22 protein-coding genes are annotated in these 17,784 nt (G+C 59.3%); 11 read left to right on the top strand and 11 right to left on the bottom strand.

Features of this window, described 5'->3' with window-relative positions:
• The first annotated feature begins 37 nt into the window (after positions 1-37).
• Entirely contained in the window at positions 38-886 is an 849-nt protein-coding gene (locus tag ACP7CZ_RS18575; protein WP_054897020.1) for a carbon-nitrogen hydrolase family protein, read from the top strand.
• A gap of 16 nt (positions 887-902) precedes the next feature.
• The gene (tldD, locus tag ACP7CZ_RS18580) at positions 903-2,345 is read left to right on the top strand and encodes a metalloprotease TldD (RefSeq protein ID WP_003188566.1); all 1,443 of its coding nucleotides are present in this window, start codon (positions 903-905) and stop codon (positions 2,343-2,345) included.
• A 45-nt stretch (positions 2,346-2,390) separates the two neighbouring features.
• Here tldD and yjgA read toward each other — a convergent pair whose 3' ends face one another.
• On the bottom strand, positions 2,391-2,912 hold the full coding sequence (yjgA, locus tag ACP7CZ_RS18585; protein ID WP_003188568.1) for a ribosome biogenesis factor YjgA: 522 nt from the start codon (positions 2,910-2,912) through the stop codon (positions 2,391-2,393).
• A 108-nt stretch (positions 2,913-3,020) separates the two neighbouring features.
• Here yjgA and pmbA point away from each other — a divergent pair, with 108 nt between their 5' ends.
• The 6 genes from pmbA (at position 3,021) to ACP7CZ_RS18615 (ending at position 8,273) form a co-directional block, all read left to right on the top strand.
• Entirely contained in the window at positions 3,021-4,367 is a 1,347-nt protein-coding gene (pmbA, locus tag ACP7CZ_RS18590) for a metalloprotease PmbA (protein ID WP_034126305.1), read from the top strand.
• A gap of 146 nt (positions 4,368-4,513) precedes the next feature.
• On the top strand, positions 4,514-4,909 hold the full coding sequence (locus ACP7CZ_RS18595) for a hypothetical protein (protein WP_003188570.1): 396 nt from the start codon (positions 4,514-4,516) through the stop codon (positions 4,907-4,909).
• Positions 4,902-6,278 (top strand): class II fumarate hydratase, encoded by a 1,377-nt coding sequence (locus tag ACP7CZ_RS18600; RefSeq protein WP_294163504.1) that lies wholly within the window; start codon positions 4,902-4,904, stop codon positions 6,276-6,278. The genes ACP7CZ_RS18595 and ACP7CZ_RS18600 overlap by 8 nt, the downstream gene beginning before the upstream one ends.
• Positions 6,279-6,305: 27 nt before the next feature.
• Positions 6,306-6,734, top strand: a complete 429-nt coding sequence (locus ACP7CZ_RS18605) for a hypothetical protein (RefSeq protein ID WP_003188573.1) — start codon at positions 6,306-6,308, stop codon at positions 6,732-6,734.
• A 1-nt stretch (position 6,735) separates the two neighbouring features.
• Positions 6,736-7,347, top strand: coding sequence for a superoxide dismutase (locus ACP7CZ_RS18610; RefSeq protein WP_034126308.1), 612 nt, complete (start codon positions 6,736-6,738; stop codon positions 7,345-7,347).
• A 32-nt stretch (positions 7,348-7,379) separates the two neighbouring features.
• Entirely contained in the window at positions 7,380-8,273 is an 894-nt protein-coding gene (locus ACP7CZ_RS18615; protein WP_054897016.1) for a ZIP family metal transporter, read from the top strand.
• Positions 8,274-8,390: 117 nt separating this feature from the next.
• On the opposite strand, the gene ACP7CZ_RS18620 is transcribed toward ACP7CZ_RS18615, so the two are convergent.
• From ACP7CZ_RS18620 to ACP7CZ_RS18665, 10 genes are all read right to left on the bottom strand, one after another.
• Positions 8,391-8,663, bottom strand: a complete 273-nt coding sequence (locus tag ACP7CZ_RS18620; RefSeq protein WP_003188577.1) for an HPr family phosphocarrier protein — start codon at positions 8,661-8,663, stop codon at positions 8,391-8,393.
• A gap of 16 nt (positions 8,664-8,679) precedes the next feature.
• Positions 8,680-9,537, bottom strand: a complete 858-nt coding sequence (gene rapZ, locus ACP7CZ_RS18625; protein ID WP_019816957.1) for an RNase adapter RapZ — start codon at positions 9,535-9,537, stop codon at positions 8,680-8,682.
• A gap of 2 nt (positions 9,538-9,539) precedes the next feature.
• Entirely contained in the window at positions 9,540-10,004 is a 465-nt protein-coding gene (ptsN, locus tag ACP7CZ_RS18630) for a PTS IIA-like nitrogen regulatory protein PtsN (protein WP_034126311.1), read from the bottom strand.
• 10 nt (positions 10,005-10,014) lie between these two features.
• Positions 10,015-10,320 carry a ribosome hibernation-promoting factor, HPF/YfiA family gene (gene hpf, locus ACP7CZ_RS18635; protein WP_003171804.1) on the bottom strand — a complete coding sequence of 102 codons (306 nt, stop codon included), beginning with the start codon at positions 10,318-10,320 and terminating at the stop codon, positions 10,015-10,017.
• 75 nt (positions 10,321-10,395) lie between these two features.
• A complete protein-coding gene (locus tag ACP7CZ_RS18640; protein WP_034126312.1) occupies positions 10,396-11,889 on the bottom strand; it encodes an RNA polymerase factor sigma-54 in 1,494 nt (497 codons plus the stop codon).
• Between the two features lie 184 nt (positions 11,890-12,073).
• Positions 12,074-12,799: an LPS export ABC transporter ATP-binding protein gene (lptB, locus tag ACP7CZ_RS18645; protein ID WP_003188582.1), complete on the bottom strand. Its 726-nt coding sequence runs from the start codon at positions 12,797-12,799 to the stop codon at positions 12,074-12,076.
• The gene (gene lptA, locus ACP7CZ_RS18650) at positions 12,799-13,332 is read right to left on the bottom strand and encodes a lipopolysaccharide transport periplasmic protein LptA (protein ID WP_032893554.1); all 534 of its coding nucleotides are present in this window, start codon (positions 13,330-13,332) and stop codon (positions 12,799-12,801) included. The genes lptB and lptA overlap by 1 nt, the downstream gene beginning before the upstream one ends.
• Positions 13,319-13,891 (bottom strand): LPS export ABC transporter periplasmic protein LptC, encoded by a 573-nt coding sequence (lptC, locus tag ACP7CZ_RS18655; RefSeq protein ID WP_014716937.1) that lies wholly within the window; start codon positions 13,889-13,891, stop codon positions 13,319-13,321. Before lptC ends, lptA begins: the two co-directional genes overlap by 14 nt.
• An 8-nt stretch (positions 13,892-13,899) precedes the next feature.
• Positions 13,900-14,424 carry a KdsC family phosphatase gene (locus ACP7CZ_RS18660; protein ID WP_034126313.1) on the bottom strand — a complete coding sequence of 175 codons (525 nt, stop codon included), beginning with the start codon at positions 14,422-14,424 and terminating at the stop codon, positions 13,900-13,902.
• On the bottom strand, positions 14,425-15,399 hold the full coding sequence (locus tag ACP7CZ_RS18665; RefSeq protein ID WP_294163506.1) for a KpsF/GutQ family sugar-phosphate isomerase: 975 nt from the start codon (positions 15,397-15,399) through the stop codon (positions 14,425-14,427). It abuts the gene before it with no gap.
• A gap of 310 nt (positions 15,400-15,709) precedes the next feature.
• Here ACP7CZ_RS18665 and ACP7CZ_RS18670 point away from each other — a divergent pair, with 310 nt between their 5' ends.
• Genes ACP7CZ_RS18670 through mlaD form a run of 3 tightly spaced genes read left to right on the top strand, consistent with a single transcriptional unit; the run spans position 15,710 to position 17,783 of the window.
• Entirely contained in the window at positions 15,710-16,519 is an 810-nt protein-coding gene (locus ACP7CZ_RS18670) for an ATP-binding cassette domain-containing protein (RefSeq protein ID WP_003188590.1), read from the top strand.
• Complete coding sequence (gene mlaE, locus ACP7CZ_RS18675; protein ID WP_003188592.1) at positions 16,519-17,316, top strand: lipid asymmetry maintenance ABC transporter permease subunit MlaE; 798 nt, start codon at positions 16,519-16,521, stop codon at positions 17,314-17,316. The genes ACP7CZ_RS18670 and mlaE overlap by 1 nt, the downstream gene beginning before the upstream one ends.
• Positions 17,316-17,783, top strand: a complete 468-nt coding sequence (gene mlaD, locus ACP7CZ_RS18680) for an outer membrane lipid asymmetry maintenance protein MlaD (RefSeq protein ID WP_003188593.1) — start codon at positions 17,316-17,318, stop codon at positions 17,781-17,783. The genes mlaE and mlaD overlap by 1 nt, the downstream gene beginning before the upstream one ends.
• Position 17,784 lies beyond the last annotated feature (1 nt).

Here is a 17,784-nt window from a genome sequence, read left to right on the forward strand (position 1 = left end):
GTAGCATGGCCCCATGCCCTGTATGGAGTGTCGGCCCATGTCCTTTGCGGTAATTCAAATGGTCAGCCAGAGTGACGTGCTGGCCAACCTCGCCCAGGCGCGTCGCCTGCTGGAGCAGGCGGCGGCCGATGGCGCGAAACTCGCGGTGCTGCCAGAGAATTTCGCCGCCATGGGCCGCCGCGACTTGGCCGACATTGGCCGCGCCGAGGCGTTGGGCCAAGGGCCTGTGCTGCCCTGGTTGAAACAGGCCGCCCGCGACCTCACCTTATGGATAGTGGCCGGCACATTGCCGCTGCCGCCCAAGGACCAGCCCCACGCCAAACCCAATGCTTGCTCGCTGCTGATCAATGATCAGGGTGAAATCGTCGCTCGCTACGACAAACTCCATCTGTTTGATGTGGACGTGGCGGATGCTCGCGGTCGTTATCGCGAATCTGACGACTATGCTTTCGGTAACCATGTGGTGGTGGCGGATACGCCGGTGGGCCGTGTGGGGTTGACGGTGTGTTACGACCTGCGTTTCCCCGAGCTGTACAGCGAGTTACGTGCGGCGGGGGCTGAACTGATTACCGCGCCCTCGGCCTTCACGGCGGTGACCGGGGCTGCACACTGGGATGTGCTGATTCGCGCACGTGCCATCGAAACCCAGTGCTACCTGCTGGCAGCCGCCCAAGGCGGTGTGCACCCAGGCCCACGGGAAACGTTTGGCCATGCGGCGATTGTCGACCCTTGGGGCCGAGTGCTGGCGCAACAGGATCAAGGCGAAGCGGTGTTACTGGCCGAACGCGATAGCAGTGAACAGGCGTCGATACGGGCGCGCATGCCGGTGGCCAATCACCGGCGCTTTTTCTCGCAGGGCGCGCAGCGGCCTGCTTCAGAACGATGAATTTAAGGCCAAACCTATGAGCGAGTTGTTGTCCTCAGTCAGTGATCACCTCCTGGCACCCGGTGGCGTGACCATCGAAAGCCTGCAAACCGTGCTCGGCGATCTGGCCGGGCCGGGTATCGATGCGGCTGACCTGTATTTCCAGGGGCAGATTTCCGAGTCCTGGGCGTTGGAAGATGGGATCGTCAAGGAAGGCAGTTTCAACCTTGACCAGGGCGTAGGCGTTCGCGCGCAATCGGGTGAGAAGACCGGCTTTGCCTACAGCAATGCGATCACCCTGGAGGCCCTGGGCCTGGCGGCGCGTGCCGCCCGTTCGATCTCCCGTGCCGGGCAGAATGGCACGGTGCAGGCGTTCAGTACCCAGGACGTGGCGCAGTTGTATGCGCCGGATAACCCCTTGGAAGTGATCAGTCGTGCGGAAAAGGTAGAGCTGCTCAAGCGTATCGACGCTGCTACCCGTGCCTTGGACCCGCGTATCCAGCAAGTGACCGTGAGCATGGCTGGCGTGTGGGAGCGCATCCTCGTGGCGTCCACCGACGGTGGGCTGGCGGCGGATGTACGGCCGCTGGTGCGTTTCAATGTGAGTGTGATCGTCGAACAGAACGGGCGCCGCGAGCGCGGCGGACATGGCGGCGGTGGGCGCACCGACTACCGTTATTTCCTTGCTGACGACCGTGCCATGGGCTATGCCCGTGAGGCGCTGCGCCAGGCATTGGTCAACCTGGAAGCGATTCCCGCGCCGGCCGGCACCTTGCCGGTGGTGCTGGGTTCGGGTTGGTCTGGCGTGTTGCTCCACGAAGCCGTGGGCCATGGCCTGGAGGGCGATTTCAACCGCAAGGGCAGTTCCGCCTACAGCGGGCGCATGGGCGAAATGGTTGCGTCCAAGCTGTGCACCATTGTCGATGACGGCACCCTGGCCGGCCGCCGTGGTTCGCTGAGCGTCGATGACGAAGGCACGCCGACCGAATGCACCACCCTGATCGAGAACGGCGTGCTCAAGGGCTACATGCAAGACAAGCTCAACGCCCGCCTGATGGGCGTGGCGCGCACCGGTAACGGTCGTCGTGAGTCCTATGCGCATCTACCGATGCCGCGCATGACCAACACCTACATGCTCGGTGGTCAAAGCGATCCGGCAGAAATCATTGCCTCGGTAAAACGCGGTATCTACTGCGCCAACCTCGGCGGCGGCCAGGTGGATATCACCAGCGGCAAGTTCGTGTTCTCCACCAGCGAGGCATACCTGATCGAAGACGGCAAGATTACCGCGCCGGTCAAAGGGGCGACGCTGATTGGTAACGGGCCGGAAGCCATGAGCAAGGTGTCGATGGTCGGTAACGACCTGTCGCTGGACAGCGGCGTGGGCACGTGCGGCAAGGATGGGCAGTCGGTGCCGGTAGGTGTCGGCCAGCCAACTTTGAAAATTGATGCGATTACCGTGGGTGGCACGGGATCGTAGGAGCCGGAGCTTCGGGTGGCGAAGACCGCCACCCGGGGAAGAGGATCAGCGCAGACCGCGTTGAGTCTCGTCCAGCTCACGGATGTACTTGAAGATTTTACGGCTGGTGGCCGGCGCCTTGTTATGCGCCAGCTCGTGCTGGGCCTGACGGATCAGGGAGCGCAATTGCTGGCGGTCCGCGTCCGGATAGTCCAGTACGAATTTCTCCAGCACCGCGTCATCGCCCGAGATCAGGCGGTCACGCCAACGTTCCAGGTTGTGGAAGCGTTCGTTGTACTGGCGAGTGGAGGCATCGGTTTGATCGAGCAAAGTCAGAATGGCGTCAATGTCTTGGTCGCGCATCAGTTTGCCGATAAACGAGATGTGCCGTTTACGCGCGATATTCGCGGTGTGCTTGGGCGCATCGGCCAGGGCCCGACGCATTTCGTCGGTCAGTGGCAGTTTGGCAACCAAATCCTTTTTGAGCGTTGTAAGGCGCTCGCCAAGGTCAACCAGAGCATGCAGCTCACGTTTGACCTGGGTTTTGCTTTTCTCCCCATCGAGGGAGTCGTCGTAAGAATCAACCATGGTGGCAGTCCGCAAAGAAACGCCGCCATGATAACCAGTCGGGGGCCGCTTGTCCGGCCCGGTCGCTCGATGGCCATTACCGAAAGCAGAATTTGAGTGGAGAAAACCATGAGTGCAGCCCAAAGCGTCGGTCCACAAGCGTTACCGGCACTGCAGGAACAAGTCGAGCAGATCCTTGCCGAAGCCAAGCGCCAGGGGGCCAGCGCCTGTGAAGTGGCGGTGTCGCTGGAGCAAGGGTTGTCGACTTCGGTGCGCCAGCGGGAAGTGGAAACGGTTGAATTCAATCGCGACCAAGGGTTTGGCATCACCTTGTATGCGGGCCAGCGCAAAGGTTCGGCCAGCACCTCGGCCAGTGGGCCGGAGGCGATTCGCGAGACCGTCGCCGCAGCACTGGCGATTGCCAAGCACACCTCCGAGGATGAAAGCTCGGGCCTGGCCGACAAGGCGCTGATGGCCAAGGATGTGCAGGATTTCGACCTGTTCCATGCCTGGGATATCACCCCTGAGCAAGCCATCGAGCTGGCGCTGACCTGCGAAGCGGCAGCGTTCGATGCCGATGCCCGCATCAAGAATGCGGACGGCACCACCTTGAGCACTCATCAGGGTTGCCGCGTCTACGGCAACAGCCATGGCTTTATCGGTGGTTATGCCTCCACGCGTCACAGCCTCAGTTGCGTGATGATTGCCGAAGCCAATGGGCAGATGCAGCGTGATTACTGGTACGACGTAAACCGCCAAGGCGATTTACTGGCAGACCCTGCAAGCATTGGCCAGCGTGCGGCGCAACGGGCCGCGAGCCGCCTGGGCGCGCGCCCGGTGCCGACCTGCGAAGTGCCTGTGCTGTTTTCCGCAGAGCTGGCTGGTGGTTTATTCGGCAGCTTCCTGGGCGCGATTTCCGGTGGCAACCTGTATCGCAAGTCTTCGTTCCTGGAAGGCGCCATCGGTCAGAAACTGTTCCCTGAGTGGCTGACCATTGACGAGCGCCCGCATCTGATGCGCGCGATGGGCAGTTCGTCGTTCGACGGCGATGGCCTGGCGACCTATGCCAAGCCGTTTGTCGAGAAGGGTGAGCTGGTGTCCTATGTGCTGGGCACTTATGCCGGTCGCAAGCTGGGCCTGCCAAGCACCGCTAACGCGGGCGGTGTGCATAACCTGTTCGTGACCCACGGTGATGAAGACCAGGCGGCGTTGTTGCGGCGGATGGGGCGCGGGTTGCTGGTGACTGAATTGATGGGCCATGGCCTGAACATGGTCACCGGTGACTACTCGCGGGGTGCGGCGGGCTTCTGGGTGGAGAATGGCGAGATTCAGTTCGCCGTCCAGGAAGTGACCATCGCCGGCAATATGCGCGATATGTTCAAGCAGATCGTTGCCGTGGGTAACGACCTGGAACTGCGCAGCAATATTCGCACGGGTTCGGTGCTTATCGAACGCATGACGGTCGCTGGCAGCTAATTCCTCCCGCACGTCCTGAAAGGCGCGCCATCGCAAAGATGGCGCGCCTTTTTTATTGCCTTGTCACGACAGGATTAATGGGCTGCTCTTGTTTTGATTCTCAATATCATTTAATAATAAATATCATTACCGAATGAGTGTGGCTCATGAGTTCTGTCCTGCATGAGGATCCCTATCTGGAAAGCTGGCGTTGGATGAGCCGCCAGATTCGCTGTGGCCTCGATCCCAATGAACCCCGCCTGATTGAGCACTACCTGAACGAAGGTCGGTATCTGGCGTGTTGCACCGCAACCCATCCGTGGACGATCGCTGAAACCTCATTTCGTTTGTTGATCGACACCGCCGCTGATGTCGCATTGCCCTGGCATTGGCGCTCCCTGTGCCTGGACCAGGCCTGGCGGCCACTGCGCGACCTGGAAAAACTCTCCCACTGTGCCTGCCGCCTCAAGCGCTGGCAGACCTTTGCCTGGCAATTGGCGAGCTGCGAATTACTGCCTTCGATTTCCGTTTCTGACTTGGTGCAAGGATCTAATGATGAGTGACACCCGTATCGAACGCGACAGCATGGGCGAACTGCATGTGCCGCAAGAAGCGTTGTATGGCGCGCAAACACAGCGTGCGGTGAACAACTTTCCCATCAGTCATCAACCCATGCCGGCGCAATTCATCCGCGCCCTGATCCTGGCCAAGACAGCCGCGGCCAAGGTCAACGTCGAGCTCAAGCAAATCAGCGAAGGGCAGGGCAAGGCCATTGTCGATGCTGCCCAAGGCTTGCTGGAAGGCGACTACATGCTGCACTTCCCGGTGGATATCTTCCAGACCGGCTCCGGCACCAGTTCCAACATGAACGCCAACGAAGTGATCGCGACCCTTGCCAGCCGTTTGCTGGGCGAGGCGGTCAACCCCAACGATCATGTGAATTGCGGCCAGAGCAGCAACGACATCATCCCCACCACCATCCACGTCAGTGCCGCGTTGGTGCTGCACGAGCAAACGTTGCCGGCCCTGCTGCATCTGGTGCAAGTCATCGAGCAAAAAGCCGAGGCGGTTCACCCGTTCATCAAAACCGGCCGCACGCATTTGATGGACGCCATGCCGGTGCGCATGAGCCAGGTGCTGAACGGCTGGGCGCAGCAGCTCAAGGCCAATATCGGTCACTTGCAGGACCTGCTACCGGCGCTGCAAGCATTGGCTCAGGGCGGCACGGCGGTCGGTACCGGGATCAACGCACACCCCGAGTTTGCCAGGCGCTTCAGCCAGCAACTGAGCCTTTTGACCGGGGTGAAATTCACGCCCGGCAAGAACCTGTTCGCGCTGATTGGCTCCCAGGACACCGCCGTTGCAGTCTCTGGCCAGTTGAAAGCCACGGCGGTGTCGCTGATGAAGGTCGCCAATGACCTGCGCTGGATGAACTCCGGGCCATTGGCCGGCCTGGGTGAAATCGAACTGGAGGCGCTGCAGCCAGGCTCTTCGATCATGCCGGGCAAGGTCAACCCGGTCATTCCGGAAGCGACCGCCATGGTGGTCGCCCAGGTCATTGGCAATGACACAGTGATCACGGTGGCCGGCCAATCGGGCAACTTCGAGCTGAATGTGATGCTGCCGATCATTGCCCAAAACCTGCTCAGCAGCCTGGAGCTGCTGGCCAATGCCAGCCGGTTGCTGGCGGACAAGGCCATTGCCAGCTTCAAGGTCAATGAGCCCAAGCTCAAGGAAGCGCTGTCGCGCAATCCGATTCTGGTCACTGCACTCAACCCGATCATCGGCTACCAGAAAGCCGCTGAAATCGCCAAGAAGGCGTATCAGCAAGGCCGCCCGGTGATCGATGTCGCCCTCGAACACACCGACCTGCCTCGCAGCCAACTGGAAGTCCTGCTGGACCCGGAAAAGCTCACCGCCGGCGGCGTGTAATCAACGACCCTGCTTTGGAGGCTCACCATGGAGCACTGGAAACGCACGATCGAACGGGCCAATCGCTGCTTTATGGCAGGCGAGTTGGTTGACGCTCGCGAGGCCTATCTGCAAGCCCTGGCCCTGGCCCAAGTGTTGTTCGAACGCTGGGCGGATGCTGACGAAGCAGTGGCGGCCTGTGTCATTTCCCATCACAACCTGGCGGACCTGCACTTGCGCCTGAACCAGCCTGAGGAAAGCGCCGAATACCTCTGCGCTATCCATCAGCGCCTCTTGCAGACCATGCAGGACCCACGCCTCAGCCCGTCACTGCGCGAGGCCGCGTTGCGCCAGAGCAGCAAGACCTACGTCGAGCTGCTGAATTTCATCAGCGATCACGGCGAATACCCACGCACTCATCGGCTGCTGGGAAGTGCTGCGACGCCAACGTCCACGTCCCATTATGGAGCACATTGATATGACCTATACCTTGCCGGCCTTGCCTTACGCCTACGATGCCCTCGAGCCGCATATCGACGCGCAAACCATGGAAATTCACTACACCAAACACCACCAGACCTACATCAATAACCTCAATGCCGCGGTCGAGGGCACTGAGTTCGCCGGCTGGCCCGTGGAGAAGCTGGTGTCCAGCGTCGAAACATTGCCGGAGAAATTACGCGCTGCCGTGGTCAACCAAGGAGGCGGGCATGCGAACCACTCGTTGTTCTGGGCGGTCATGTCACCGACAGGGGGCGGCAAACCCGAGGGCGCGCTGGGCAAGGCTATCGACGAGCAATTGGGTGGTTTCGACAGCTTCAAGGAGGCCTTCACCAAGGCGGCGTTGACGCGTTTCGGTAGCGGCTGGGCCTGGTTGAGTGTCACGCCACAGAAAACGCTGGTGGTGGAAAGCAGCGGCAACCAGGACAGCCCGCTGATGAGCGGCAATACGCCGGTGCTGGGCCTGGACGTCTGGGAGCACGCTTACTACCTGCAATATCAAAACCGACGACCGGAGTACATCAATGCATTCTATAGCGTCATCAACTGGCCGGAGGTTGCCGCGCGCTATCAGGCCGCTTTGGCCTGACATTCACTCCATAACAAGATCTAAGGCCGACTATGGGCACTCAAACACTGGCGATCGGTAGCGTGCGAATGTTTCGTTATGCGTTTGGCACGCTGCTGCTATTGGCAGGTACTGCGTTATTGGTGGCCCATGGGCTGGCCTGGTTGAACCTGGAACCGCGCATACTGCGTGCTTTGCAGGGTGGGGCGATTTGCGCGCTTGGCACGGCGCTGGGCGCGGTGCCGGTGTTGGTGATTCGGCGCATGCCGATGGCGCTTAGCGACACCCTGCTGGGCTTTGGTGCTGGTGTGATGCTGGCGGCGACTGCGTTTTCTCTGGTGGTGCCGGGTATCGCCGCCGCCGAAAGCCTGGGACTTTCACCTTGGGGCGCCAGTGGCTTGATCAGCTTCGGCATCATGCTCGGGGCGTTCGGCCTGTACCTCGTAGATCGCAAGGTTTCTGGCGCCAGCCCGGAAATGCTGGTGGGTACACCGGATAAACCGGTTATCCCGCCGCGTATTTGGTTATTCGTGTTTGCCATCATTGCGCACAATATTCCGGAAGGCATGGCTGTAGGTGTTTCCGCGGGCGGAGGCATGGCGGATGCCGACAGCCTCGCCATGGGCATTGCCTTGCAGGATGTACCTGAAGGGCTAGTGATTGCGTTGGTATTGGCTGGGGCGGGAATGTCGCGGATCAAAGCCTTCCTGATTGGCGCTGCATCGGGCTTGGTTGAACCGGTATTTGCGGTGCTCTGCGCATGGCTGGTGAGCCTTGCCGAAGTGTTGTTGCCGCTGGGTTTGGCGTTGGCCGCCGGGGCAATGTTGCTGGTAGTGACTCATGAAGTCATCCCCGAGTCGCGCCGCAATGGCCATGAAAAGCTTGCCAGCCTTGGGCTGTGCCTCGGGTTTTGCGTGATGATGGTGATGGATACGGCGTTGGGCTGAGGGTGGTTCCATGTGGGAGCGAGCTTGCTCGCGAAAAACCTGAGAACACTGCGTTAAACCAGGATGCCCGCGTTATCGTTGACGTTTCGCCAGCAAGCTCGCTCCTACATAAGGGGGTTATTCGCCTTCGTCGAAGTAGTTGTTGATCAACTCGACCAGTGCGGCCATTGCTTCGTCTTCTTGCTCGCCCTCGGTGCTCAGATGAATTTTTGTGCCTTTGCCGGCCGCCAACATCATCATCGCCATGATGCTTTTGCCATCGACCATGGACTCTGGCGTACGCCCAGCACGGATCTGGCAGGGGAACTGGCCGGCCACGCCGACGAATTTAGCCGACGCCCGGGCGTGCAAGCCCAGCTTGTTGATGATTTCAATTTCCAGAGCAGGCATCGCGCAGGTGTTCCTTTCAACTCAGGTCGCGGTGGCGAACCTGGACGTTCTTGAGGGTTTGTTGCAGCACCTGGCCCAGCCGTTCAGTCAAATAGACCGAGCGGTGGTGGCCGCCGGTGCAGCCAATGGCAATGGTGACATAGGCTCGATTGCTGGCGGCAAAGCGCGGCAACCATTTGAGCAGGTAGCTGGAAATGTCCTGGAACATCTCTTCCACATCCGGTTGTGCGGCCAGGTAGTCGATCACAGGCTGATCCAGCCCGGACTGATCGCGCAACTCCGGTTTCCAGTAAGGGTTGGGCAGGCAGCGCACATCGAACACAAGGTCGGCATCTACCGGCATGCCCCGCTTGAAGCCAAACGACTCGACCAGAAACGCTGTGCCCGGCTCAGGCTGGTTCAGCAGGCGCAGCTTGATCGCGTCGCGCAACTGATACAGGTTCAGGTTGGTGGTGTTGATCTTCAGGTCGGCCAGGTCAATGATCGGCCCGAGCAGCTTGGTCTCGTCCTCGATGGCTTCGGCCAGGGAACGGTTGGCGCTGCTGAGGGGGTGGCGTCGACGGGTTTCGGAGAAACGCTTGAGCAGGGTCTCTTCGTCGGCATCCAGGTACAGCACATCGCAATGAATGTGCTTGGCACGCACTTCTTCCAACAGTTCCGGGAAGCGCGAGAGGTGGCTGGGCAGGTTGCGCGCATCAATCGAGACCGCAACGAGCGGCTGCGCCAATTCGGTATGGATCAGTGCACGCTCCGCCAGCTCTGGCAGCAGGCCGGCAGGCAGGTTGTCGATGCAATAGAAGCCGTTGTCCTCAAGCACATTGAGGGCGGTGCTCTTACCGGAGCCGGAGCGACCGCTGACGATGATCAAACGCATGATTACTGCCCGTTTTGTTCATCCAGGACAACTTGGTACAACGCTTCATTGCTGGAAGCGCTGCGCAGTTTGTCGCGTACATCCTTGCGGTCTAGCATGCTGGCGATCTGCCGTAGCAGTTCCAGGTGCGCATCGGTGGCGGCTTCCGGGACCAGCAGCACAAACAGCAGGTCGACCGGGGCGCCGTCGATGGCGTCGAAATCAATCGGAGCGTCCAGGTGCATCAGCGCGCTCACGGGTTTATCACAACCTTTGAGGCGGCAGTGGGGGATCGCGATGCCGTTGCCAAAACCGGTGGAGCCGAGTTTTTCACGGGCAATCAGAGCTTCGAAGACATCTTGCATCTCCAGATCCGGAATTTCCCGGGCGATCAGGTTGGCAATTTGTTCGAGGGCGCGCTTTTTACTGCCGCCCGGCACGTTCACGAGGGAACGGCCGGGGGTCAGGATGTTTTCAAGTCGGATCATGGGGGGAGAGTTAACGACCTGTACCTTGCATCAGGTGCAGATTCTTTTCCTTATGCTTTATGAGTTGGCGGTCGAGCTTGTCGTAGAGGGAGTCAATGGCCGCGTACATATCTTCATGTTCCGCATTGGCGACGAGCTTGGCATTCGGTACGTGCAGGGTGGCCTCGATTTTCTGCTTGAGCTTATCGACCTCCATGATGACCTGCACGTTGGTGATCTTGTCAAAATGCCCCGCAAGCTTGTTCAGTTTGCTCTCGGTGTATTCACGCAGGGGCTTGGTGACTTCCAGCTGGTGTCCACTGATGTTGACTTGCATACAGCTTCTCCTTCGTTGCCAGTGCATAAAGCGGTGGGCAGGAATACCCACCACTGGAACGCTGTGGCCCGCCCGTCACATCAACCGCTTACGCTCGCTGGAAGGCGCGATCCCTAGGGACTCGCGGTACTTGGCGACGGTTCGACGGGCGACCTGAATGCCTTGTGCCTCCAGTAAACCAGCGATCTTGCTGTCACTCAACGGCTTTTTCTGATTTTCAGCGGCAACCAGTTTTTTGATGATCGCACGGATCGCCGTGGACGAGCATTCACCGCCTTCAGAGGTGCTGACGTGGCTGGAGAAAAAGTATTTCAGCTCATAAATACCCCGTGGGGTATGCATGAATTTCTGCGTGGTAACCCGGGAAATCGTCGATTCATGCATGCCGACGGCTTCGGCGATGTCGTGCAGCACGAGAGGCTTCATGGCCTCGTCGCCGTACTCCAGGAAACCGCGCTGGTGTTCGACGATCTGGGTTGCGACTTTCATCAGGGTTTCGTTGCGGCTTTGCAGGCTCTTGATGAACCACCGCGCTTCCTGCAACTGGTTGCGCATGAAGGTGTTATCGGCGCTGGTGTCGGCGCGGCGCACAAAACCTGCGTATTGCGGGTTGACCCGCAGGCGCGGTACTGACTCCTGGTTCAGCTCCACCAGCCAGCGTTCGTTGTCCTTGCGCACAATGACGTCGGGCACCACATATTCGGCTTCGCTGGACTCGATCTGCGAGCCTGGACGCGGGTTGAGGCTTTGCACCAGTTCGATGACCTGGCGCAAGTCATCTTCCTTGAGCTTCATACGGCGCATCAGTTGGCTGTAGTCGCGACTGCCCAGCAGGTCGATGTAGTCACTGACCAAGCGTTGCGCTTCCGTGAGCCATGGCGTCTTGGCCGGTAATTGGCGCAGTTGCAGTAACAGGCACTCGCTGAGTGTGCGTGCGCCGATGCCTGCGGGCTCGAATTGCTGGATGCGGTGCAGGACGGCTTCGATTTCGTCCAGTTCGATATCCAGTTCCGGGTCGAAGGCCTCGAGGATCTCGTCGAGGGTTTCGTCCAGGTAACCCTGATTATTGATGCAATCGATCAGGGTTACCGCGATCAGGCGATCGGTATCGGACATCGGCGCCAGGTTCAGTTGCCACAGCAAGTGGCTCTGAAGGCTCTCGCCCGCCGACGTGCGGGTAGTGAAATCCCACTCGTCATCATCGCTGCTTGGCAGGCTGCTGGCGCTGGTCTGGTAGACGTCTTCCCAGGCGGTGTCCACGGGAAGCTCGTTGGGAATGCGTTCGTTCCAGTCGCCTTCCTCCAGGTTGTCCACCGTCGGGGCGGTTTCCTGATAGGAGGGTTCCTGCACGTCGGAATTGGGTTTTTGCTCGATGTTATCGGCCAGAGGATCTGCGTTATCGAAGTCGTCGCCTTCTTCCTGGCGTTCGAGCATCGGATTGGACTCCAGGGCCTCCTGGATCTCCTGTTGCAGGTCCAGGGTCGACAATTGGAGCAGGCGGATGGCCTGTTGCAGCTGCGGTGTCATCGTCAGCTGCTGGCCCATTCTCAGGACTAGCGATGGTTTCATGGCAGGGGCTTAACACCTTATTCGCCGGCGCAATGCGCCATCCACGACAGGGCGCGTGAGCGCCAAACATAAGCAAATTATATGCCTGATCTCGGGGCCTTTGCCTAGAGCGCGGTAACAATAAAAAAACCGAGGTTTCCATTGACTCCCGCACGCTCCAGGTAAGAGCGCGATACCCCTGTGTTTACAGGCGGAACTCGTGACCCAGGTACACTTCCTTCACCAGCTCGTTGGCCAGGATGGTTTCGGCATCGCCTTCGGCAATCAGCTGACCATCGTTGACGATATACGCGGTTTCGCAGATATCGAGGGTTTCGCGCACGTTGTGATCGGTGATCAGCACGCCAATGCCCTTGGCCTTGAGGTGATGGATGATCTGCTTGATGTCGCCCACCGAAATCGGGTCGACGCCGGCAAAGGGTTCATCCAGCAGGATGAATTTCGGCGCGGTCGCCAGGGCGCGGGCGATTTCCACGCGACGACGTTCACCACCGGACAAGCTCATGCCGAGGTTGTCGCGAATATGGTTGATGTGGAATTCCTGCAGCAGGCTTTCCAGCTCCTGGCGGCGGCCATCGCGATCGAGTTCCTTGCGGGTCTCGAGGATCGCCATGATGTTGTCGGCTACCGACAGTTTACGGAAGATCGACGCCTCCTGCGGAAGATAGCCGATACCTGCCCGTGCACGACCGTGCATGGGTTGGTGGCTGACGTCCAGGTCGTCGATCAATACGCGACCCTGGTCCGCCTGGACCAGCCCGACGATCATATAGAAGCAGGTGGTTTTGCCGGCACCGTTAGGACCGAGCAGGCCGACGATCTGGCCGCTGTCGATCGACAGGCTGACGTCGCGTACCACCTGGCGGCTTTTATAGGCCTTGGCCAGATGCTGGGCTTTCAGGGTTGCCATTACTCGGCCTTCTTCTTCGGCTGGATAACCATGTCGATGCGTGGGCGGGGTGCGGTGACCTTGTTGCCGTTGGCGCGACCGGCGTTAGCGATCTGCTTCACGGTGTCATAGGTGATTTTTTCACCTTCCGTGGAGTTGCCGTCCGGGCTCAGCACCTTGGCCTGATCAATCAGTACGATGCGGTTCTGCTGGGCGTGATACTGGATAGTCTTGCCGTAGCCTTTCATGGGGCCTGTATCGGTAGCGGACTGCTTCTGCTCGAAATAAGCCAGGTTGCCGACCGAAGTCACCACATCGATATCGCCGGTCTTGGTACGAGTCAGGGTCACCGTGTTGCCGGTAATCTTCATCGAGCCTTGGGTGATGATCACGCCGCCGGTGTAGGTGGCGACACCTTGCTTGTCATCGAGCTGCGCATCGTCAGCCGAGATGTGGATCGGTTGCTGGCTATCGTTCGGCAGAGCCCAGGCGCTCACGCTTCCCAGTGCTGCGCCCAGACCGAGCAAAATAGGGAGAGTTTTAACGAGCCTCATACTGTCCTCTTACGTTCGATAGCAGGTGTATCCTGCTTTCTTTCAAATACGCTTTCATTCCCTTGCCAGTCGATACACCGCCAGCGCCGTCGATTCTAACGTCTTGCTCGGTCTGCGCATATTGCTTCTGTGGGAATACGGTCATGCGACTGCTGGTAATGATGGTGTCGCGGTTCTGCGCGTCTGTACGTGCGACGCGAACCGAGTCGATCAGTTCAACTTCGGTGCCGTCAGGGTTGACTTCGCCACGCTTGCTGGTCACGTGCCAGGGAAATTCGGTGCCGCGATACAGGTTCAGGTCCGGATTGGTCAGCAGGCTGACTTCGGAAGCCTTCAAGTGCTCGACCTTGTCCGATGTCATCTCATACTGCACCTTGCCGTCGGGCAGATACTGAATGCTGTAGGCATTGGTGGCGTAATAGTCGATAAGGCCTTCGTCAACCTGTGCAACAGGCTTGTCGAGAAAGCGCTCCGGGCTGATATTCCAGTAGCCCACCGCCAGGAGCAGCGCGGCGATGACCCCGAATAACAGGAAGTTGCGAATCTTTTTACTCAGCATATAACGCTCTATAGGTAGGCGGCGTGAGCCGCTTCAAGACTGCCTTGGGCACGCAGGATCAACTCGCAGAACTCGCGGGCGGCACCCTCGCCGCCACGGGCGGTGGTGATGCCATGGGCGTGTTCGCGGACAAACGCCGCGGCATTTGCGACGGCCATGCCCAGGCCCACCCGGCGAATCACCGGCAGGTCTGGCAGGTCGTCGCCCAGATAGGCGACTTGTTCATAGCTTAGGTTGAGTTGGCCAAGAAGCTCGTCCAGCACCACCAGTTTATCCTCGCGGCCCTGATACAGGTGAGGAATACCGAGGTTTTGTGCACGGCGTTCCACAACCGGTGTTTTTCGACCGCTGATAATTGCGGTTTGCACGCCCGCTGCCATCAGCATCTTGATGCCTTGGCCGTCGAGGGTGTTGAAGGTCTTGAATTCGCTGCCGTCTTCGAGGAAGTACAGGCGGCCATCGGTCAGCACGCCGTCAACGTCGAAAATCGCCAGCTTGATTTCTTTACCGCGTTGCAACAGGTCGCTGTTCATTTACATCACTCCTGCGCGCAGCAAGTCGCCAAGGTTAAGGGCCCCGATCGGCCGGTCATCGTCGTCGACCACGATAAGAGCACCTATGCGGTGATCTTCCATGATTTTCAACGCTTCGGCCGCAAGCATTTCGGCGCGCGCGGTCTTGCCGTGAGGGGTCATCACTGCGTCGATGGTCGCGGTATGGATATCAATGGTGCGGTCCAGGGTGCGACGCAGGTCACCGTCGGTGAATATCCCTGCCAGTCGGCCATCGGTTTCGACGATGGCAGTCATGCCCAAGCCCTTGCGGGTCATTTCCATCAGCGCATCCCTGAGCAGGGTGCCGCGTGGAACGCTCGGCAGCTCGGCGCCGCGATGCATGACATTTTCCACTTTCAGCAGCAGGCGACGGCCCAGTGCGCCACCCGGATGGGAAAATGCGAAGTCCTCGGCCGTAAACCCGCGGGCCTCCAGCAGTGCCACCGCCAGGGCATCGCCCATTACCAGCGCGGCGGTAGTGGAGGAGGTGGGCGCCAGGTTCAGCGGGCAGGCCTCATGGGCTACGTGCACGTTCAGATTGACATCGGCGGCCTTGGCCAGCGTTGACTCATGGTTGCCAGTGAGGCTGATCATCTGGATGCCCAGGCGTTTGATCAGCGGCAGCAGGGTCACGATTTCGTTGGTAGTACCGGAGTTGGACAGGGCGAGGATCACGTCGTCCTTGGTGATCATGCCCATGTCGCCGTGGCTGGCTTCGGCCGGGTGCACGAAAAACGCGGTGGTCCCAGTGCTCGCCAGGGTCGCTGCGATCTTGTTGCCAATGTGGCCGGACTTGCCCATGCCGACCACCACCACGCGGCCCTTGCTGGCCAGAATCATCTCGCAGGCGCGCACGAAATCCGCGTCGATATGCGCCAGCAAGCCCTCTACGGCTTCAAGCTCAAGGCGTATGGTGCGTTGTGCGGATTGAATAAGGTCGCTGGATTGGCTCATGTCTGAAATCGTATAGCCTGACGAAAAGTCGGCGATTATAGCGGTAATGATCAATTCGCTCACGCAAGTTCGTCAGGCTTTGTGCGCGGAATAACTGAAAACCACCGTCGGTAACATAGCAAGCAACGTTTTTTCCCTGTCTCAAATCTGAACCAGCGCTGTTCCGGCCTTGGGGGCTCTGTACCAGCAGTGATATAGTTCGCCGCCAGTTCGGTCCGCCCAACCCATGTGCTCAACTATTGCGCATCTGTTGAAAACCAAAGTCGCACACATGGTGTCTGAGTGAAAGGCTGCATCCCAAGGAGATTAGATGAGTGCCGATAACGCCTACGCGGTCGAGCTGAAGGGTCTTACCTTCAAGCGCGGTACGCGCAGCATCTTCAATAACGTCGATATTCGCATTCCTCGCGGCAAGGTCACGGGCATCATGGGGCCTTCCGGTTGCGGCAAGACCACCCTGTTGCGCCTGATGGGCATGCAATTGCGCCCCAGTGCCGGGGAAGTGTGGGTCAACGGCCAGAACCTGCCAACGCTGTCGCGTAGCGATCTGTTCGATGCGCGCAAGCATATGGGCGTGCTATTTCAGAGCGGCGCGCTGTTCACCGACCTCGATGTGTTCGAAAACGTAGCCTTCCCGCTGCGGGTGCACACCCAGCTGTCCGATGAGATGATTCGTGACATCGTGTTGTTGAAACTGCAGGCCGTAGGGCTTCGCGGCGCCATCGACCTGATGCCGGACGAGTTGTCCGGCGGCATGAAGCGCCGTGTCGCCTTGGCGCGGGCGATTGCCCTCGACCCACAGATCCTCATGTATGACGAGCCATTCGTGGGTCAGGACCCGATCGCCATGGGCGTGTTGGTGCGCCTGATCCGTCTGCTCAACGATGCATTGGGGATCACCAGCATCGTGGTTTCCCACGACCTGGCCGAAACCGCGAGCATCGCCGACTACCTGTATGTAGTGGGTGATGGTCAGGTGCTGGGGCAGGGTACGCCTGAAGAGCTGATGAACGCCGATAACCCGCGCATTCGCCAATTCATGACCGGCAATCCCGATGGCCCGGTGCCTTTTCACTTTCCGGCAGCGGACTACCGCTCAGATCTTCTGGGGAAGCGCTGATGCGCAAGACATCTCTTATCGAGAAGGTTCGCCTTTTCGGTCGCTCGGGCATCGACATCGTCGAAGTGCTGGGGCGTTCGACCATTTTCCTGTTTCACGCCTTGCTGGGGCGCGGCGGTATCGGCGGCGGCTTTGGCCTGCTGGTCAAGCAGCTGCACTCGGTGGGGGTGATGTCCCTGGTGATCATCGTGGTCTCCGGCGTATTCATCGGCATGGTGCTGGCGCTGCAGGGTTTCAATATCCTGTCCAGCTACGGCTCGGAGCAGGCGGTAGGGCAGATGGTGGCCCTGACCCTGTTGCGTGAACTTGGCCCGGTGGTTACCGCCTTGTTGTTCGCGGGGCGTGCAGGTTCGGCGCTGACCGCTGAAATCGGCAATATGAAATCCACTGAGCAGCTGTCCAGCCTGGAAATGATCGGCGTGGACCCGCTCAAGTACATTGTTGCCCCGCGCCTGTGGGCCGGCTTCATTTCCCTGCCACTGCTGGCAATGATCTTCAGCGTGGTGGGTATCTGGGGTGGTTCGTGGGTGGCGGTTGACTGGCTGGGGGTCTACGACGGCTCCTACTGGGCCAACATGCAAAACAGCGTGACCTTCACCGGTGACGTGCTCAACGGCATCATAAAGAGCATCGTCTTTGCCTTTGTGGTGACCTGGATTGCCGTATTCCAAGGCTATGACTGTGAGCCCACTTCAGAGGGGATCAGCCGTGCCACTACCAAGACCGTTGTATACGCTTCGTTGGCGGTACTGGGCCTTGACTTCATTTTGACCGCCTTGATGTTTGGAGATTTCTGATGCAAAACCGCACTGTGGAAATCGGTGTCGGCCTTTTCTTGCTGGCTGGCATCCTGGCTTTACTGTTGTTGGCCCTGCGAGTCAGTGGCCTGTCGGCCAGCCCTACCGCCGATACTTATAAACTTTACGCGTACTTCGACAATATCGCCGGTTTGACGGTCAGATCCAAAGTGACCATGGCCGGCGTCACCATCGGCAAGGTCACGGCAATCGATCTGGATCGCGACAGCTTTACCGGTCGGGTGACGATGCAACTGGACAAGAAGGTAGATAATCTGCCAACTGACTCCACGGCATCTATCCTCACTGCGGGTTTGCTGGGCGAGAAGTACATCGGGGTCAGCGTGGGGGGGGAAACAGCCCTGCTCAAGGATGGTTCGACCATCCACGACACACAGTCGTCGCTGGTGCTTGAAGACCTGATCGGGAAATTTTTGCTCAATACGGTCAATAAAGACGCTAAATGAG

Source organism: Pseudomonas sp. DWP2-2 (assembly GCF_049897065.1).
In the GTDB taxonomy this organism is placed as follows: Bacteria; Pseudomonadota; Gammaproteobacteria; order Pseudomonadales; family Pseudomonadaceae; genus Aquipseudomonas; species Aquipseudomonas paracarnis.

What these genes read in the sequence shown, in the direction of transcription:
- ptsN (WP_034126311.1), bottom strand. Translation starts at nt 10,004, where the DNA reads ATGATCCGACTTGAAAACATCCTGACCCCCGGCCGTTCCCTCGTGAAC.
- tldD (WP_003188566.1), top strand. Translation starts at nt 903, where the DNA reads ATGAGCGAGTTGTTGTCCTCAGTCAGTGATCACCTCCTGGCACCCGGT.
- ACP7CZ_RS18600 (WP_294163504.1), top strand. Translation starts at nt 4,902, where the DNA reads ATGAGTGACACCCGTATCGAACGCGACAGCATGGGCGAACTGCATGTG.
- ACP7CZ_RS18665 (WP_294163506.1), bottom strand. Translation starts at nt 15,399, where the DNA reads ATGAGCCAATCCAGCGACCTTATTCAATCCGCACAACGCACCATACGC.
- ACP7CZ_RS18575 (WP_054897020.1), top strand. Translation starts at nt 38, where the DNA reads ATGTCCTTTGCGGTAATTCAAATGGTCAGCCAGAGTGACGTGCTGGCC.
- ACP7CZ_RS18640 (WP_034126312.1), bottom strand. Translation starts at nt 11,889, where the DNA reads ATGAAACCATCGCTAGTCCTGAGAATGGGCCAGCAGCTGACGATGACA.
- ACP7CZ_RS18595 (WP_003188570.1), top strand. Translation starts at nt 4,514, where the DNA reads ATGAGTTCTGTCCTGCATGAGGATCCCTATCTGGAAAGCTGGCGTTGG.
- lptB (WP_003188582.1), bottom strand. Translation starts at nt 12,799, where the DNA reads ATGGCAACCCTGAAAGCCCAGCATCTGGCCAAGGCCTATAAAAGCCGC.
- ACP7CZ_RS18610 (WP_034126308.1), top strand. Translation starts at nt 6,736, where the DNA reads ATGACCTATACCTTGCCGGCCTTGCCTTACGCCTACGATGCCCTCGAG.
- lptC (WP_014716937.1), bottom strand. Translation starts at nt 13,891, where the DNA reads ATGCTGAGTAAAAAGATTCGCAACTTCCTGTTATTCGGGGTCATCGCC.
- lptA (WP_032893554.1), bottom strand. Translation starts at nt 13,332, where the DNA reads ATGAGGCTCGTTAAAACTCTCCCTATTTTGCTCGGTCTGGGCGCAGCA.
- mlaD (WP_003188593.1), top strand. Translation starts at nt 17,316, where the DNA reads ATGCAAAACCGCACTGTGGAAATCGGTGTCGGCCTTTTCTTGCTGGCT.
- ACP7CZ_RS18660 (WP_034126313.1), bottom strand. Translation starts at nt 14,424, where the DNA reads ATGAACAGCGACCTGTTGCAACGCGGTAAAGAAATCAAGCTGGCGATT.
- ACP7CZ_RS18615 (WP_054897016.1), top strand. Translation starts at nt 7,380, where the DNA reads ATGGGCACTCAAACACTGGCGATCGGTAGCGTGCGAATGTTTCGTTAT.
- ACP7CZ_RS18670 (WP_003188590.1), top strand. Translation starts at nt 15,710, where the DNA reads ATGAGTGCCGATAACGCCTACGCGGTCGAGCTGAAGGGTCTTACCTTC.
- hpf (WP_003171804.1), bottom strand. Translation starts at nt 10,320, where the DNA reads ATGCAAGTCAACATCAGTGGACACCAGCTGGAAGTCACCAAGCCCCTG.
- mlaE (WP_003188592.1), top strand. Translation starts at nt 16,519, where the DNA reads ATGCGCAAGACATCTCTTATCGAGAAGGTTCGCCTTTTCGGTCGCTCG.
- yjgA (WP_003188568.1), bottom strand. Translation starts at nt 2,912, where the DNA reads ATGGTTGATTCTTACGACGACTCCCTCGATGGGGAGAAAAGCAAAACC.
- pmbA (WP_034126305.1), top strand. Translation starts at nt 3,021, where the DNA reads ATGAGTGCAGCCCAAAGCGTCGGTCCACAAGCGTTACCGGCACTGCAG.
- rapZ (WP_019816957.1), bottom strand. Translation starts at nt 9,537, where the DNA reads ATGCGTTTGATCATCGTCAGCGGTCGCTCCGGCTCCGGTAAGAGCACC.
- ACP7CZ_RS18620 (WP_003188577.1), bottom strand. Translation starts at nt 8,663, where the DNA reads ATGCCTGCTCTGGAAATTGAAATCATCAACAAGCTGGGCTTGCACGCC.
- ACP7CZ_RS18605 (WP_003188573.1), top strand. Translation starts at nt 6,306, where the DNA reads ATGGAGCACTGGAAACGCACGATCGAACGGGCCAATCGCTGCTTTATG.